Raw genomic sequence first — 15,476 nt, forward strand, 5'->3', positions numbered from 1 at the left:
CGTCAGTCCGGCCCCGAAGGGCGTCAACGCCCTTCCCCATTATCCAGTGTCACCCCGATTAAAAGAGCGTTGGCGCAAAGAAAATCACCAATGGCCAACACGCCCTACTGCCCAGCCATCTTCATTAAAACCTGCTTTTTAGCAGGTTTTTTTATCCCGGCGTCTACTCCCAGGCTCGAGAATCCTGGTAGCCCAGCCATAAAAAGAAAAAGCCTGCTTTCGAGCGGGCTTTTTTGATTCACGGTACCTGCTCCCGGACTCAAGCCTAAAGACGCGTTGACCTGCGCTGGTAACACACCGGAATAAAAAAGGGCCAGCGTAGCTGGCCCTGTCTGTGTCACCGTCGCGACTGTTTATCCGGTGCCGGCGTACCGGCAATGGCATACAGTTGCTGATAACGCTCACCGATAAGGTTCAGTTGATACAAAATGAACGAGCCACGATCGGCCTCACTGTCCTGAGTCAGCCGGTACATCGCCTGCCGGTTCGCTTCCAGTTCCGAAGACCAATCTCCAAGCTTACCGGAAAATGCACTTAATACCGCCTCAGAGGCATCCAGAAGCGTTTGCCTGACCAAGGCAGAGTGTTCGGCAGGAAGATGCCTGCCTCGACGCGCTGCTGGCGCCAGTGCATTCAGGTGTGATTGAGTCTGCTTGTAGATTCGAATCAGTTCGGCACTGTCACGGTGACGGCTGTAGTTGGGCTCCTGCTGCATCTGTTCAAAGCTGCTGGTCAGTGCCACCCCCAACTCATAGGTAAATCGCCGCGCCCTGGCCAGGGAAACCGGGGTCACTTCTCGGCCACTGAAGGCATCCAGCACCAGTTTCAAATACCCATTGAGTTGCCCCACCGCCTGCTGCCGCAACTGGGCCTGGCGGCCGCCCTGCCACTGCGGCCACAGATAGCGATACCCCAGCAGAACCAGTGAACAGCCCATTACCGTTTCCAACAGTCTCAGAGGCATCACCGCCATCCCCTGGGCTCCGATGTACTCAAACACCATGATCAGGATGACGGTTCCCAATGTGCAGGAATACCCATGGTGAACCGGGATCAGCGACAGGGTCGGCGGTACCAGCAGTAACCCCAGCAACAAGGCTGCATTACCGGAGATGCCGGCCACAATCAGCGCCGCCGCCAAGGCCAGTCCCGCCAGGGTGCCCCAAATCCGTTGCCAGGCCCGGCGGCGGGTATCCACAATGCCGCCTCGCACCACCAGCAGCACGCTGAGCAGCGCCCAATAGCCCTTATCCCACTGCCACCACTGCACTATCGCCATGGTCAGGGCCAACAAGATGCCCTGGCGAACCGCGCCACGAAATACTGGCGAGCGCCAGCGAAAATGCAGCCGCCACTGACGCCAGTAGTCCGGCCGTTCATCCGGGGCAAACATTTTGCGTTGGTACAGCGGCGCCACCCGTTGCGCCAATCGGCTGATGCGCTGGGCATTGGAGATAAAATAGGGCGCAAGCTGGCTAAACTGATGCTGCTGCAGCGGCTTCAGGGCCGCCACCAATGCCGCTTCGGCCGCCTCCAGTCGCTCATCGGCCTGCAGGGGTTGCAGCGTCATCAGGCCATCGGCTATCTGTCGCAGGCGTTTGCTGGTGACCGCCACCCACAACCGGTAGCTGGGCAACACATCCTCGGCATTAAACAGCTGGCGGCTAAGCTCTGGATTGGGGATCGCCTGCAGCCGTTCCTGTAGGTCGATTGCCGCCATAAATGCCTGATACAACTCCGGGTTAAGCCGGTTTCTGGATTTCGACACCCCCACATAACGGCGCACCAGTGCCAGTTGCTCCGCCAACGGCAGATCAAACCGCTCTCCCAACTGGGGATCTTCAATCCACTTCACCCGGCTGGCCAGGATCACCGCCAGGCGCCGATAACTCAATGCCAACGCCTGACGCAGCGGATAATCCCCTTGCAACCGGAACCACAGATCAGAGAACAGCACCACCCACAGGCAGTTTATCATCACCGCCAGGGCAAACAGCCACGGCGATTCAATACCGACTGGTACCTGAGCCATGGCCGCCAGCACCAGGGCGGCCAATCCCAATCGACCGGATAGCTCGTCCCAGGCCGCCAGAGAACCAAACAGCACCCCGCCCACAAACAGCGCCGGAATCAAGCCTACGGGCCAATACTGGCCGATGCAGCCAAACAGCAGCGCCGAGCCCCCAAGTAGCGGAATCGACCAGCTCAGTCGATGCAGCCAGTGGGCACTGGGTTGATCAATGCCTGAGATAAACACCGCCGGAATCGCCAGCAACGACAACAAACCAAGCTGAAACAGATCCAGACACCAGGCCATCGCCAACCAGGCGGCCATGGCCAGGCTGAGCCGCAACGCCAGGTTGACATGGCCATTGAACCACCAACGACGAATCGCACTGCCCACCCTAGAGACCCATCGCGTATTTCATCACCTGATTTTTGATGGGACCCGAGTTCTGGGCCAGCGTCAGCCCCAGATTGCGCAGCACCTTGAGCGGCATGTGATCATTGCTGAACATCAAGTAAAAGGCATCCATGGCAGATTGCATCGCCAGATTATCCGGACGCCGGAACCGTTGATACCGCCCCAGTACCTTGCTGCTGTGCAACGACTCCCCCCGTTGCAGGGCATCCGCCAGCACTTCGGCCAGCATGGCCACATCCTTAAAGCCCAGGTTGACGCCCTGTCCGGCCAGAGGATTGATGGTGTGGGCCGCATCCCCGAGCAAGACAACCCGATCTTTGTAATACTGTTTGGCGTGTTGGCGGGTCAGCGGGAAGCTGGCGAAGCGCTCAATCTCAAACTCGCCCAACCGCTCGGGAAAGGCTGCGACTATGGCCTGCTTCAACTCCGGCAGTGGCAACCGTTTCAGCGCCGCAATACGTTGTGGGGAGTCATACCAGACCAGAGAGGCATGCTGGCCAGCCAGAGGCAGCAGTGCCCTGGGGCCGGTTGGAGTGAACTCCTGCCAGGTACCGCTTTGCTGGGGTGCCTCGGTGCGAATATTGATGGCCAGGCAGTGTTGACGGTATTGCCAGCCGCTGACCCCAATGCCTGCCTGCTGACGCACCTGAGACTGGGCGCCATCGCACCCGAGCAGCAGTTGCCCCTGATAGAACTGGCCATCGAGCTCGGCGTACACGCCCTGCTCATCCTGCCAGTAGCGCTGTGGCCGGGCGCCAGTCAGCAATTCGATGCGCGGATGACGCCGAAGCGTCTGCCACAGCGACAGTTGTAAAATTCGGTTCTCGACGATGTGTCCCAGGTGCGACAACTGCAGCTCGGCAGCATCAAATACAATGTTGGCTCCCTGCCACTCCCAGGTTTCCAGAGTGCAGTAGGGCGCGCTGCGCATCGACTCCACCCCCTGCCAGCCGTCGAGCTCTTTCAGCAGCCGCTCGGACGCCTGGCTAATGGCACTGACTCGCAGATCCAGAGGCTGGGTCGCATCAAACTCCTCGGGGGCCTGGGCTTCAAACACCAGTACCGTCAACCCCAGATTCGCCAGCGCCAGGGCGCTGGCCGCCCCCACCATGCCACCACCGGCGATCAGAATATCCACTTGCCGCATCTTTCTTCCCCGAATCAGAAACTGAATTAGGCCAATAATATCATGACCAAATCTTACCGGCTGTAACCGAATATGTGTTTAAGCCGCTTTTCACACACTCCCTTACACTGCCCCGGTGGCGAACCCTCAAAGCCACCTAGACTTAGCCCATCCACTGGTTAAGTCATCATCAAAAAACAAAAGAGGTGTACCATGAACGCTGCCGCTGCCCTGTTGATTACCCTGCTGGCCCCGACCGCCGTCTTTGCTGCCACCGAGTCCGTCACCCGGGTGGACTACGCACTCAACGTCTACGCCCCTAAGCTGCCCATGGTGACCCATACCCAGCTGGAGATTGCCGCCGACTTGCGTCAGGACATTTTGCGTCAATCCAATGAGGCTCTGGAGCAGGAGGTTGAACAGCAACAGCGTCAGTTTGCTCAATCTGATGAGACGGTTATCTCCCGGGCCAGCAGCCCGAGTGGTCACCAGAAAAGCCGCAATACCGCGTTATGATTGGAGTTTGACTGTACATCAACTAGCCACAGCCGCTTTTCAGGTTTAGAATAGCCCGCTATTTTTTCTTTAGGCAACACGAGCGGCACTCTTTGATGAGCAAAAAACTGCACATTAAAACCTGGGGCTGTCAGATGAACGAGTACGACTCCGACAAAATGGCGGGTCTGCTGGAATCATTTGGCAACTACTCCCTGACCGAAGACGCAGCCGAGGCCGATGTCCTCCTGCTGAACACCTGTTCCATCCGCGAAAAGGCACAGGAGAAGGTGTTTCACCAACTCGGTCGCTGGAGACCTCTGAAAGAGGCAAACCCCGAGCTGGTTATTGGCGTCGGTGGTTGTGTTGCTTCCCAGGAAGGCGACGCCATTCGCGAGCGCGCCCCCTTTGTCGACATCGTCTTTGGCCCGCAGACTCTACACCGTCTGCCGGAGATGATCGGTCGCATTCAACAGGGTGAACATGGCGTGGTGGACATCTCCTTCCCCGAGATTGAGAAGTTTGACCGCCTGCCCGAGCCCCGGGCCGAAGGCGCCACCGCCTTTGTGTCTATCATGGAAGGTTGCAACAAATACTGCAGTTTCTGTGTGGTGCCCTACACCCGCGGCGAAGAGGTCAGCCGGCCTCTGGATGATATCCTGTACGAAATTGCCCAGCTGGCTGAGCAAGGGGTGCGGGAGATCAATCTGCTGGGTCAGAACGTCAACGCCTATCGCGGCGAACAGCACGACGGCGAGATCTGCAGCTTTGCCGACCTGCTGCGCTACGTGGCGTCCATCGACGGCATCGATCGTCTGCGCTACACCACCAGCCACCCGGTGGAGTTTACCCAGGACATCATCGACGCCTACGCCGACGTGCCTGAGCTGGTCGACTTCCTGCACCTGCCGGTGCAAAGTGGCTCCGATCGCATCCTGACTCACATGAAGCGCAACCACACGGCGCTGGAGTTCAAATCGATCATCCGTCGCCTGCGCAAGGTGCGTCCTGACATTCACGTCAGCTCCGATTTCATCGTCGGCTTCCCCAACGAATCCGATGACGATTTCCAGCAGACCATGAACCTGATCCAGGAGATCAACTTCGATCAGAGCTTCTCCTTCATCTACAGCCCGCGCCCGGGAACCCCGGCGGCGGATCTGCCCGATGACGTCAGTGACGACACCAAGAAGCAGCGCCTGTACATTCTGCAGGAGCGCATCAACCAACAGGCGATGCAGTACAGCCGCCGCATGTTGGGATCAGTTCAGCGCATTCTGGTGGAAGGCACCTCCAAGAAGAACGTGATGGAACTTCGGGGTAAGACCGAAAACAGCCGTACCGTTAACTTCGAGGGCGCACCAGAGATGATTGGCAGCTTTGTGGATGTGGAAATCACCGAAGTCATGCCGAACTCATTACGTGGTATAGTGGTCAGAACAGAAGATCAGATGGATCTGCGCCGCGCGCTGCGACCCGCTGAGATTCTTGCCAAGCGCCCCGCCGGCGAACCGGATGAGTTGGGCGTTGCCACTTTCCAGCCGTAACCGGAGACCGGCTTGAGCAACAAATTAGTCACCCATGATGTATACCTGGAGCCAGCCGACAGTGGTCGACTGGCAGCCCTCTGTGGCCCCTTTGACGACAACCTGAAGCAGATTGAACGCCGCCTTGGTGTTGAAATCAGCTATCGGAACAATCAGTTCCAGGTTGTTGGCCAACTGCAGTTTGTGCTTGGCACCATCGGCCTGCTGAAAGACCTGTACGTGGAAACGGCCCCGGTTAAAGGGGCGATGCCGGATCTGGAACCGGATCAGGTCCACCTGGCCATTCAGGAGTTCGTCTCTCTGGAAGCCGAGCAGGACGACAGTGCCATGGGGAAAGAGGTCTTCTTTAAGACCAAGCGGGGCATCCTTAAGCCCCGTAACCCGAACCAGGCCCAGTACATCCGCAACATCATCACCAATGACATCACCTTTGGTGTGGGCCCCGCCGGCACCGGCAAAACCTACCTGGCGGTCGCCGCCGCGGTGGATGCCCTCGAACGTCAGGAGGTCCGTCGCATTCTGCTGACCCGTCCGGCGGTCGAGGCTGGCGAAAAGCTGGGCTTTTTGCCTGGCGATCTGGCCCAGAAGGTGGATCCCTACCTGAGGCCCCTGTACGACGCCCTGTTTGAGATGCTGGGTTTCGAGCGGGTCGAGCGTCTGATCGAGCGCAATGTCATTGAAGTGGCACCTCTGGCCTACATGCGCGGCCGCACCCTCAATGACGCGTTCGTGATTCTGGATGAGAGCCAGAACACCACCACCGAACAGATGAAAATGTTCCTGACCCGAATCGGCTTTAACAGCCGGGCGGTGATCACCGGCGACATTACTCAGGTTGACCTGCCGCGCAACGTCAAATCCGGCCTGCGTCATGCCATCGAAGTGCTGCGGGACGTCGAGTCCATCAACTTCAACTTCTTCCAGAGCGGAGACGTGGTCCGCCACCCGGTGGTGGCCCGCATCGTCGACGCCTACGAAAAACACGATCAGATTCAGCAGCGTCAGAAGATCGAACAGGAAAAAGCCCGCAAACGTGAGGAGGCCAAGGCCGATGGAACTGATTCTTGATCTGCAACCGGCGGTAGATGGCTTTGATCTGCCGTCAGAGGCTCAGTTTCAGCAGTGGGCCGAGGCCGCGCTGCAACAGCGGGAGATTGCCGAACTGAGCATTCGTCTGGTCAGCGCCGACGAAAGTCAGGAGCTGAATCGCGATTACCGCGGCAAAGACAAGCCCACCAATGTGCTGTCTTTCCCGTTTGAAGCGCCACCGATGATCCCAACCGATCTGATCGGCGATCTGGTTATCTGCGTGGAAGTTGTTGAAAAAGAAGCAAAAGAGCAACAAAAGACCACCTCCGACCACTGGGCCCACATGGTTGTACACGGATGCCTGCATCTGATAGGTTATGATCATATTGAGGACGAAGAAGCGGAACAAATGGAAGCACTGGAGCGTCAAATACTGGCGGGTCTGGGCATTGCTGATCCATACCGTGAACTGTAGTCCCCTCAATCTTTACACACAAACTAGGACACTATGAGCGAAGATAACCCTCCGTCGAGTCAGGGCTCTCCTAAAAAGAGCTGGCTGGATCGCATTTCACAGCTGTTTGGTGGTGAGCCACAAAACCGCAAGGACTTGGTTGATGTGATTCAGGATGCTGAAGAACGCGACCTCATCGACGAAGACACCAAAGACATGATTAAAGGCGTGTTGGAAGTGTCCGATTTACGGGTCAGGGACGTCATGATCCCTCGCTCGCAGATCATTGCCATCGAGAAAAACCAACCCGTCGACGGTTTCCTGTCCACCATCATCGAGTCCGGGCACTCCCGGTTCCCGGTGGTCGACAAGGACAAGGACCACATCGAAGGGATCTTGCTGGCTAAGGATCTGCTGACCTTTGGCTTTACCGATCAGAGTGAGCCGGTACAACTGGAACAGGTGATTCGCGCCGCGGTGGTGGTCCCTGAAAGTAAGCGGGTCGATGTCCTGCTGAAAGAGTTCCGCCAAAAACGCTATCACATGGCCATCGTGGTCGATGAGTACGGCGGCGTTTCCGGCCTGGTTACCATCGAAGACATACTCGAGGAGATCGTCGGCGACATCGGTGATGAGTTTGATATCGATGAGGACAATCCGCTCAATATTCGAAAAGTGGGCAAACAGGTATGGTCGGTGGCCGCACTGACACCGGTGGAAGAGTTCAACGACCATTTTGGCTGCGAATTTGCCGATGACGAATTCGATACCATCGGTGGCATCGTCAGCCATGCCTTCAACCACCTGCCGGTGCGCGGTGAAAAAGTCATTCTCGATGGCTTTGAATTCAAAGTAGTCAATGCCGACACCCGACGCCTGCTGCAGTTGCAGGTTCGCACCGTCGACAACCAGGTGGTTCAGGACGAATCCGCGGCCTGATGGAGACCCGCTTGTCTTTCCCGATGCAAATGATGCTGGCGCTGCTATGCGGCGCCCTCACCCCTTTCGCCTTTGCTCCCTATGAATACAGCCTGGTGCTGCTGCCCGCCCTGATGGGGTTGCTGTGGCTCACGGAGCAGCACTCATCCCGCCAGGCTGCCCTGCTCGGCTGGGGTTTCGGTTTCGGCCAATTTGCCCACGGCATCGCTTGGGTCCACGTCAGCATCGACAGCTTTGGCGGCCTGCCACTGCCGGTATCGCTGTTGCTGATGGCCCTGCTGGCGGCCTACCTGGCCCTCTATCCCGCCCTGACCCTGGGCCTGCTCAACCGCTGGTGGCCGAACGCCGACGGCGGCCGGGTATTGGCATTCCCGGCGCTGTGGCTGATTGGCGAGTGGCTACGCGGCAAAGTGCTGACCGGCTTCCCCTGGCTTTGGCTGGGCTACAGCCAGGTGGACGGCCCGCTGGCGCCCCTGGCCAGCTCCATCGGCGCCCTGGGGTTGGGCCTAGTGATCACCTTACTGGCCGCCAGCCTGCTGGCACTGCTGCGCCGCCAGTGGTGGGCGATACTGCCGCCGGTGTTAACGGCGGTGGCGGTGACCACCCTGCCCGGCCTCAACACCATCAGCCGCTCCGGCGATGAAATCAGCGTCGCCCTGGTGCAGGGCAACATTCCCCAAAGCCTGAAATGGGAACCGGACCAGCTGTGGCCAACGCTGCTGAAATACCAGGATCTCAGCCGCCCCTACATGGATGCCGATCTGGTGGTCTGGCCGGAGGCGGCGGTTCCGGCCCCGGAAGTGATGGTGGACGATTTTCTCAACAGCTTTGATCACGCCGCCGCCTTTCGGCAGACCCACGTCATCACCGGCATCATCAGTGCCAATACGGCTACCCGTCAGTTCTACAACTCCCTGTTGGTGTTGGGGGACGATCTGAGCCCGCACCGATACCAGCCCACCGACGGCAACCGTTACCACAAGAGTCACCTGCTGCCCATCGGCGAATTCGTTCCCATGGAGGATCTGCTTCGCCCCATCGCTCCGCTGTTCAATCTGCCCATGTCTTCGTTTAACCGCGGCGATGCGGTGCAGTCCAACCTCGTTGCCGGCGGTGTCAGCCTGGCTCCGGCCATCTGCTATGAGATCGCCTTCCCCGAGCTGCTGCGGGCCAACATCACCGACGACACCGATCTGTTGCTAACCGTCTCAAACGACGCCTGGTTCGGGCACTCGGTGGGGCCGCTGCAGCACATGGAGATCGCTCGTATGCGCTCCATGGAGCTGGGTAAGCCACTGCTCAGGGTCACCAACAATGGCGTCACCGCCATCGTCGACGAAACCGGCAAGATGCAGGCTCAGCTGCCTCAGTTTGAAGAGGGAGTGTTGCAGGGGGTGGTCGCCCTGACCACAGGCACGACACTGTTCAGTCGCCATGGCCAGCAGTTGGCTTACCTGCTGGCACTGACGTTGCTGCTGATGGCTGCCGCCTGGCGACTCAGGGCGCGAGCATCTTTCGAGAAAACAGCTGGTGATCGCACTTAGGACAGGCCGGTAGCAGATCCGGGTGGTTGAAGGTCATTTCATGGCCGCACTTATCGCACACCAGGATTCCCAGTCCCACCACTTCACCACTCTCATAGGTGCCGTGGTGTTTGAGATCCTGGCCCAGCTCGTGCCACTCCAACTGGCTCTTGTCGGTGATCTCCACCAACCATTGCCACAGGCTGTTTTCCAGTCCCAGGGTAAACAGGCTGTCCGGCTGCTCCACGTTATCGGCGGCATGCAGAGCAAACTCGCCCAGATCGCGGCGTAAAAACTGCTCCACCATCGCCAACTCCGACTCCGACAACCTCTGCTTCAGCTGCAGGTAGGCGCTGCTGTCCGCCAACACCTGGCTGAGTTGCCCCAGGGTCAGATCCGGATCCTGCTGATACCGACGCTCCATCTCCTTAAGTAGAGACTCATATCGCTCAATCAATTGCCCTTGTTCTTGACGCATAGCCACCTCCGCAGCGGTCCACATCCGATAGAGAAATTCAGGTTCCGGTCTAACAGCTCATACACAGACCGTTGATATCTTTGGTATATCACATTTTTCCAGTTACCGATAACCCCGGTGGCAACCCGGCATACCCTGGCCAGGTTCCCACCACCCGCTGCAGCGCTCCAACCCGACTTCCTCGGCGCCGTTGCGCACAGACAGCCGCCAGTTGGAATTCCGCCACTGCGACGATTGGTATTAAGCCGCTCCTGCGTTATTCTATGCAGATCTTTATGAGCCATACTTGGCTCGAAATCAAAAAATCATTCGTGGATCCTGTCGTGTCGATGCAAGAGCAATACAACCCAAGCGATATCGAACCCAATGTGCAACGTCACTGGGCCGAAAACCAAACCTTCACCGCCGTCGAACAACCGGGCAAAGAGAAATTCTACTGCCTGTCGATGTTCCCCTACCCCAGTGGTCGCCTGCACATGGGCCACGTGCGTAACTACACCATTGGTGACGTGATCTCCCGCTATCAGCGGATGCAGGGCAAAAATGTCATGCAGCCTTTCGGTTGGGATGCCTTTGGCCTGCCTGCTGAAAATGCCGCGGTAAAGAACAAGGCGGCCCCGGCCCCCTGGACCTACGAAAACATCGACTACATGAAGCAACAGCTGAACATTCTCGGCTTTGGCTTCGACTGGAGCCGCGAACTGGCCACCTGTAAGCCGGATTACTACCGCTGGGAACAATGGTTCTTCACCGAACTGTACAAGAAAGGCCTGGTGTACAAGAAAACCAGCTCGGTCAACTGGTGCGACAACGACCAGACCGTGCTGGCCAACGAGCAGGTGATCGACGGCTGCTGCTGGCGTTGTGACACCCCGGTGATTCAGAAAGAGATTCCGCAGTGGTTCATTAAAACCACCGACTACGCCGACCAACTGCTGACCGATCTGGAAGGCCTGGACGGCTGGCCTGAAATGGTGAAAACCATGCAGCGCAACTGGATCGGCCGCTCCGAAGGCGTCGAGATGACCTTCGATGTGGATGGCCTGGACCAACAGTTCACCATCTACACCACCCGTCCGGACACCGTCATGGGCGTGACCTACGTCGGCATCGCCGCCGGTCACCCTCTGGCTGCGGTTGCGGCCGCCAACAACCCGGAACTGGCCGCCTTCATCGACGAGTGCAAGAACACCAAGGTTGCCGAAGCGGAACTGGCCACCATGGAGAAGAAAGGCATGGCCACCGGCCTGTACGCCATTCATCCCCTCAACGGCAACAAGGTTCCGGTGTTTGTCGCCAACTTCGTACTGATGGACTACGGCACCGGCGCCGTCATGGCCGTACCGGCCCATGACCAGCGCGATTATGAGTTCGCCACCAAATACGGCCTGGAGATCAAGGGTGTGATCAAGCCTGCCGATGCCGATCTGGACATCAGCGAGCAGGCCTATACCGACAAAGGCATCCTGTTTAACTCCGGCGAGTTTGACGGCCTGGATTTCGAAGCCGCTCTGAACGCCATCGCCGCCAAGCTGGAAAGCCTGGGCCGGGGTGAAAAAACCGTCAACTTCCGCCTGCGTGACTGGGGCGTTTCCCGCCAGCGTTACTGGGGTGCCCCAATCCCGATGGCCACCCTGGAGAACGGCGAGTCCGTACCGGTCGACGCCGACGACCTGCCGGTGATTCTGCCGGAAGACGTAGTGATGGATGGGGTGACCAGCCCCATTAAAGCGGACAAGGCCTGGCAGCAAACCCGCGTCGGCGGCCAACCCGCCACCCGCGAAACCGACACCTTTGACACCTTCATGGAGTCCTCCTGGTACTACGCCCGTTACACCAGCGTCGGCACCGACGATGCCATGCTGGACCCGGCCAAAGCCAACTACTGGCTGCCGGTAGATCAGTACATTGGTGGCATCGAGCATGCGACCATGCACCTGCTGTACTTCCGCTTCTTCCACAAACTGCTGCGTGACGCCGGCATGGTAGACAGTGACGAGCCCGCCAAGCGTCTGCTGTGTCAGGGCATGGTACTGGCCGATGCCTTCTACTACACCGGCAGCAACGGCCAGCGGATCTGGGTATCTCCGGCCGACGCCATCCTGGAAAAGGACGACAAGGGTCGGGTCATCAAGGCCACCGACAAAGAGGGCCGCGAACTGGTCCACTCCGGCATGACCAAGATGTCCAAGTCCAAGAACAACGGCATCGATCCGCAGGAGATGGTGGACAAGTACGGTGCCGATACCGTGCGCCTGTTCATGATGTTTGCCGCTCCACCGGAGATGACCCTGGAGTGGCAGGAGTCCGGTGTTGAAGGCGCCAACCGCTTCCTGAAACGGTTGTGGAAACTGGCCTTCGAGCACATCAGCCAGGGCGCCGCGCCGCAGCTGGACGTGGCCGCACTGAACCCGGACCAGAAAGCGCTGCGCCGTGACGTACACAAGACCATCGCCAAAGTCAGCGACGACATTGGCCGTCGTCAGACCTTCAACACTGCCATTGCCGCGGTGATGGAGCTGATGAACAAGCTGTACAAGGCACCGAAACAGGACGACCAGGATCGGGCCCTGATGCAGGAAGCGCTGCTGGCGGTAGTGAAAATGTTGTCACCCATCACCCCGCACATCGGCTTCCACCTGTGGAACGCCTTGGGCCAGGAGGGGGACATCGATACCCAACCTTGGCCACAAGCCGATGCCGGCGCCATGGTCGAAGAGGAGAAGCTGATTGTGGTCCAGGTCAACGGCAAGGTCCGCGCCCGCATCACGGTGGCCGCCGACGCCGACCAGGATCAGGTTCAGCAACTGGCCCTTGGCGACGACAATGTCAGCAAATTCACCGACGGCAAAACCCTGCGTAAAGTGATTTACGTACCGGGTAAGCTGCTCAACATCGTAGCAAACTAAGGAGAACGGGGTGCTCAGATCCTTTCTGACCGCTCTGCTGGCACTGACCATACTGGTCAGTGCCGGTTGTGGCTTCCATCTGAAAAGTGACTACCTGATCCCGACCGAGCTGCAAAGCCTGCGTCTGGAAAGCTCCGACGATTATGGTGAGCTGCATCGCCTGGTCAAAGAGCGGTTACGCCTGTCCAATATTGGCATCGTTCAGGAGCAGACCGCACCCCGCCTGTGGCTCGGCAACGATAACCTCGAGCGCTCTACCCTGTCGCTGTTCCCCTCGGGACAGGTCGCCGAATACGAACTGATCTACTCAGTCCGCTTCAGCGTCACGCTTGGGGATCAGCCTCCGCAGAGTTTCGATGTCGAGATTCGCCGCGACTACCTGGATGATCCCCGTACCGCGCTGGCCAAAAACCGCGAGCTGGACCTGCTGCTGCAGGAGATGCGCGCCCAGGCCGCCGATCAGGTTATCCGCACCCTCTCCACCATTAAGGTGCAGTAGATGCGAATCTTTGTCAGCCAGTTGAGCCAGCACCTGGCTCAACTGCCTGCCGTTTTCATGGTCTTTGGCGATGACATTCTGTTGCGGGAAGAAGCCCGCAACGAGATTCGCCAGGCCGCCCGCCAAGCCGGCTTCGACGAACGCCTGTCTCTGGTGCAGGAATCCCCCTTCAACTGGAACGACCTGGCCCTGGAGTGTCAGTCGATGTCGCTGTTCTCCAGCCGTCGCCTGATTGAACTGGAGCTACCCAATAGCAAACCCGGCGCCGACGGCAGTGCGGTGTTATCCGAGCTGGCCGGTCAGTTGCAAGACACCATTTTGCTGCTGCACGGGCCCAAACTGGCCAAGGAGCAGACCAACAGCAAATGGTTCAAAGCCCTGGACAAGCAAGGGCTCTACGTTCAGGCGGTGACTCCCGAAGGGCAGCACTACCTGCGGTGGCTGCAGCATCGCCTGCGCCACCATGGGGTCAATCTTCAGCCGGACGCATTGCACCAGTTTGCTGACCTGTTTGAGGGCAACCTGCTGGCCGCCGATCAGGCCATGGCGCAATTGGCGCTGCTGGCCGGCAACCGCAGCGTCGGCGGAGACGCCCTGGGCAGGCTGCTGCACAACCAATCCCGCTATACGGTATTTCAGCTCACCGACGCCTTGTTGGCAGGCCATAGCGATAAGGCTCTGACGGTACTCAACCAGCTACGTCAGGAGGAGATCGCGCCGGTTCTGATCAATTGGGCGCTGGTGCGCGAGTTGCAGGTGTTGTGTCAGTTGCAACAGGGGCAGCAACAGGGCAGCAACCTCAACGAGCTGTTCAAGCAGCAGCGCATCTGGGCCAAGCGCCAACCCCTGTACCGCAACTGTCTGCAGCGGCTTCCGCTCCCCAGGCTGGGGCAACTGTTGGGGCTCTGTGGTCAATTGGAGCTGCAGATCAAAGGCGAAGGAGAGGCCCCCTGGAGCGGCCTTGCCGAGTTGTGCCTGGGCTTTAACCCTCGATACCCGCTGTTTCCTGCCCTATGAGTCTGACCGCGATCGGCCTGCTGGGGGGCACGTTTGATCCCATTCACAACGGCCACCTGAAAATGGCCACCGACGCCCTGGCGCAATTTCAGCTGGATGAGGTGCGACTGCTGCCCAACCATCAGCCTCCCCATAAGGCGGCCACCGGCGCCAGCAGTGAGCAACGCCTGCAGATGGTCAGGCTCGCCTGTGGCACCCACCCTCAGCTGAGCGTGGACGATAGAGAGCTGCACCGACGCCAGCCCTCCTACACCGTCGATACCCTGGAGTCGTTGCGGCAGGACCACCCCCATGCGGCATTGTGTTTCATTATCGGCATGGACTCCCTCAACAGTTTTGCTCACTGGCACCGGCCGCAGCGCATTCTGGAGCTGGCCCACCTGATTGTCTGTCGCCGCCAGGACGTTGACCTGAATCTGAGCCCCGCCGCCAAAACACTGCTGAAAGGGCGAATAACTGAAGATAACCAGTCCATTAGGCACCAACTACAGGGACAGGTTGTACTCACCGAACTGCAGCCTCCCGGGGTATCATCCACCGAGATCCGCCACAGACTGCAGCAAGGACTGGCCGTCGACACTCTGCTGCCCCCAGCGGTGATCAATTTTATTCAGGCCCAGCGCCTCTATTTCCATGGAGTCAGTCGAAGCGGCAGGGTATAATGTCTGGCTTTGTGTCAAACCGAATTGGAGCCAGCAGTGACCCCTGTTGAACTGAAAGACTTTGTAGTAGAGAAAGCGGAAGAGCTGAAGTGCCGGGACCTGGTGGTTTTGGACATCAGCGACAAATCCACCATCGCCGATTTTATGGTGGTGTGCAGCGGCACCTCGAAAACCCACGTTCGCGCCATTGCCGAAAACGTTGCCCTGGAAGCCAAACGAATTGATCTGGCCCCTCTGGGTGTGGAAGGTAAAGAGTCCGGCGAATGGGTACTGGTGGATCTGGGTGACGTGATTCTGCATGCTATGCAGGAGCAAACCCGTGACTTCTACCAACTGGAGAAGCTGTGGTCCGCTCATCCGGATCAGAAGTAAT

General features: G+C 58.6%; 14 protein-coding genes. 11 read left to right on the forward strand and 3 right to left on the reverse strand.

All coding sequences use genetic code 11. The features are described from left to right. Positions 1-337 precede the first annotated feature (337 nt). Both BLT77_RS07630 and BLT77_RS07635 read right to left on the reverse strand, forming a co-directional pair. Positions 338-2,404 (reverse strand): FUSC family protein, encoded by a 2,067-nt coding sequence (locus tag BLT77_RS07630; RefSeq protein WP_090364301.1) that lies wholly within the window; start codon positions 2,402-2,404, stop codon positions 338-340. A 1-nt stretch (position 2,405) separates the two neighbouring features. Then, positions 2,406-3,572: an FAD-dependent monooxygenase gene (locus BLT77_RS07635; protein WP_090364304.1), complete on the reverse strand. Its 1,167-nt coding sequence runs from the start codon at positions 3,570-3,572 to the stop codon at positions 2,406-2,408. A gap of 192 nt (positions 3,573-3,764) precedes the next feature. Between BLT77_RS07635 and BLT77_RS07640 the strand changes: the two genes are divergently transcribed. From BLT77_RS07640 to lnt, 6 genes are all read left to right on the forward strand, one after another. After that, positions 3,765-4,067 (forward strand): hypothetical protein, encoded by a 303-nt coding sequence (locus tag BLT77_RS07640; protein ID WP_090364307.1) that lies wholly within the window; start codon positions 3,765-3,767, stop codon positions 4,065-4,067. A 95-nt stretch (positions 4,068-4,162) separates the two neighbouring features. Then, the gene (miaB, locus tag BLT77_RS07645; RefSeq protein WP_090364309.1) at positions 4,163-5,593 is read left to right on the forward strand and encodes a tRNA (N6-isopentenyl adenosine(37)-C2)-methylthiotransferase MiaB; all 1,431 of its coding nucleotides are present in this window, start codon (positions 4,163-4,165) and stop codon (positions 5,591-5,593) included. Between the two features lie 12 nt (positions 5,594-5,605). Beyond that, a complete protein-coding gene (locus BLT77_RS07650; protein ID WP_090364312.1) occupies positions 5,606-6,661 on the forward strand; it encodes a PhoH family protein in 1,056 nt (351 codons plus the stop codon). After that, positions 6,645-7,097: an rRNA maturation RNase YbeY gene (ybeY, locus tag BLT77_RS07655; RefSeq protein ID WP_090364315.1), complete on the forward strand. Its 453-nt coding sequence runs from the start codon at positions 6,645-6,647 to the stop codon at positions 7,095-7,097. Before BLT77_RS07650 ends, ybeY begins: the two co-directional genes overlap by 17 nt. A gap of 33 nt (positions 7,098-7,130) precedes the next feature. Then, complete coding sequence (gene corC, locus BLT77_RS07660; RefSeq protein WP_090364318.1) at positions 7,131-8,015, forward strand: CNNM family magnesium/cobalt transport protein CorC; 885 nt, start codon at positions 7,131-7,133, stop codon at positions 8,013-8,015. Then, positions 8,015-9,559 (forward strand): apolipoprotein N-acyltransferase, encoded by a 1,545-nt coding sequence (gene lnt / locus BLT77_RS07665; RefSeq protein ID WP_090364321.1) that lies wholly within the window; start codon positions 8,015-8,017, stop codon positions 9,557-9,559. The genes corC and lnt overlap by 1 nt, the downstream gene beginning before the upstream one ends. Here the strand turns inward: lnt and BLT77_RS07670 are convergent. Further along, a complete protein-coding gene (locus tag BLT77_RS07670; RefSeq protein WP_176819227.1) occupies positions 9,513-10,016 on the reverse strand; it encodes a zinc ribbon-containing protein in 504 nt (167 codons plus the stop codon). The genes lnt and BLT77_RS07670 overlap by 47 nt on opposite strands. A 329-nt stretch (positions 10,017-10,345) precedes the next feature. Between BLT77_RS07670 and leuS the strand changes: the two genes are divergently transcribed. The 5 genes from leuS to rsfS are packed head-to-tail and all read left to right on the forward strand — an operon-like array spanning position 10,346 to position 15,475. Beyond that, positions 10,346-12,925: a leucine--tRNA ligase gene (leuS, locus tag BLT77_RS07675; RefSeq protein ID WP_090364427.1), complete on the forward strand. Its 2,580-nt coding sequence runs from the start codon at positions 10,346-10,348 to the stop codon at positions 12,923-12,925. A 10-nt stretch (positions 12,926-12,935) separates the two neighbouring features. Continuing rightward, the gene (locus BLT77_RS07680; RefSeq protein WP_090364327.1) at positions 12,936-13,424 is read left to right on the forward strand and encodes an LPS-assembly lipoprotein LptE; all 489 of its coding nucleotides are present in this window, start codon (positions 12,936-12,938) and stop codon (positions 13,422-13,424) included. Further along, complete coding sequence (gene holA, locus BLT77_RS07685; protein ID WP_090364333.1) at positions 13,425-14,441, forward strand: DNA polymerase III subunit delta; 1,017 nt, start codon at positions 13,425-13,427, stop codon at positions 14,439-14,441. It abuts the gene before it with no gap. Continuing rightward, complete coding sequence (gene nadD, locus BLT77_RS07690) at positions 14,438-15,103, forward strand: nicotinate-nucleotide adenylyltransferase (RefSeq protein ID WP_090364337.1); 666 nt, start codon at positions 14,438-14,440, stop codon at positions 15,101-15,103. Before holA ends, nadD begins: the two co-directional genes overlap by 4 nt. Before the next feature lie 36 nt (positions 15,104-15,139). Then, complete coding sequence (gene rsfS, locus BLT77_RS07695) at positions 15,140-15,475, forward strand: ribosome silencing factor (protein WP_028114128.1); 336 nt, start codon at positions 15,140-15,142, stop codon at positions 15,473-15,475. The last annotated feature ends 1 nt before the right edge of the window (position 15,476 follow it).

Source organism: Ferrimonas sediminum (assembly GCF_900100175.1).
Lineage (GTDB): Bacteria > Pseudomonadota > Gammaproteobacteria > Enterobacterales > Shewanellaceae > Ferrimonas > Ferrimonas sediminum.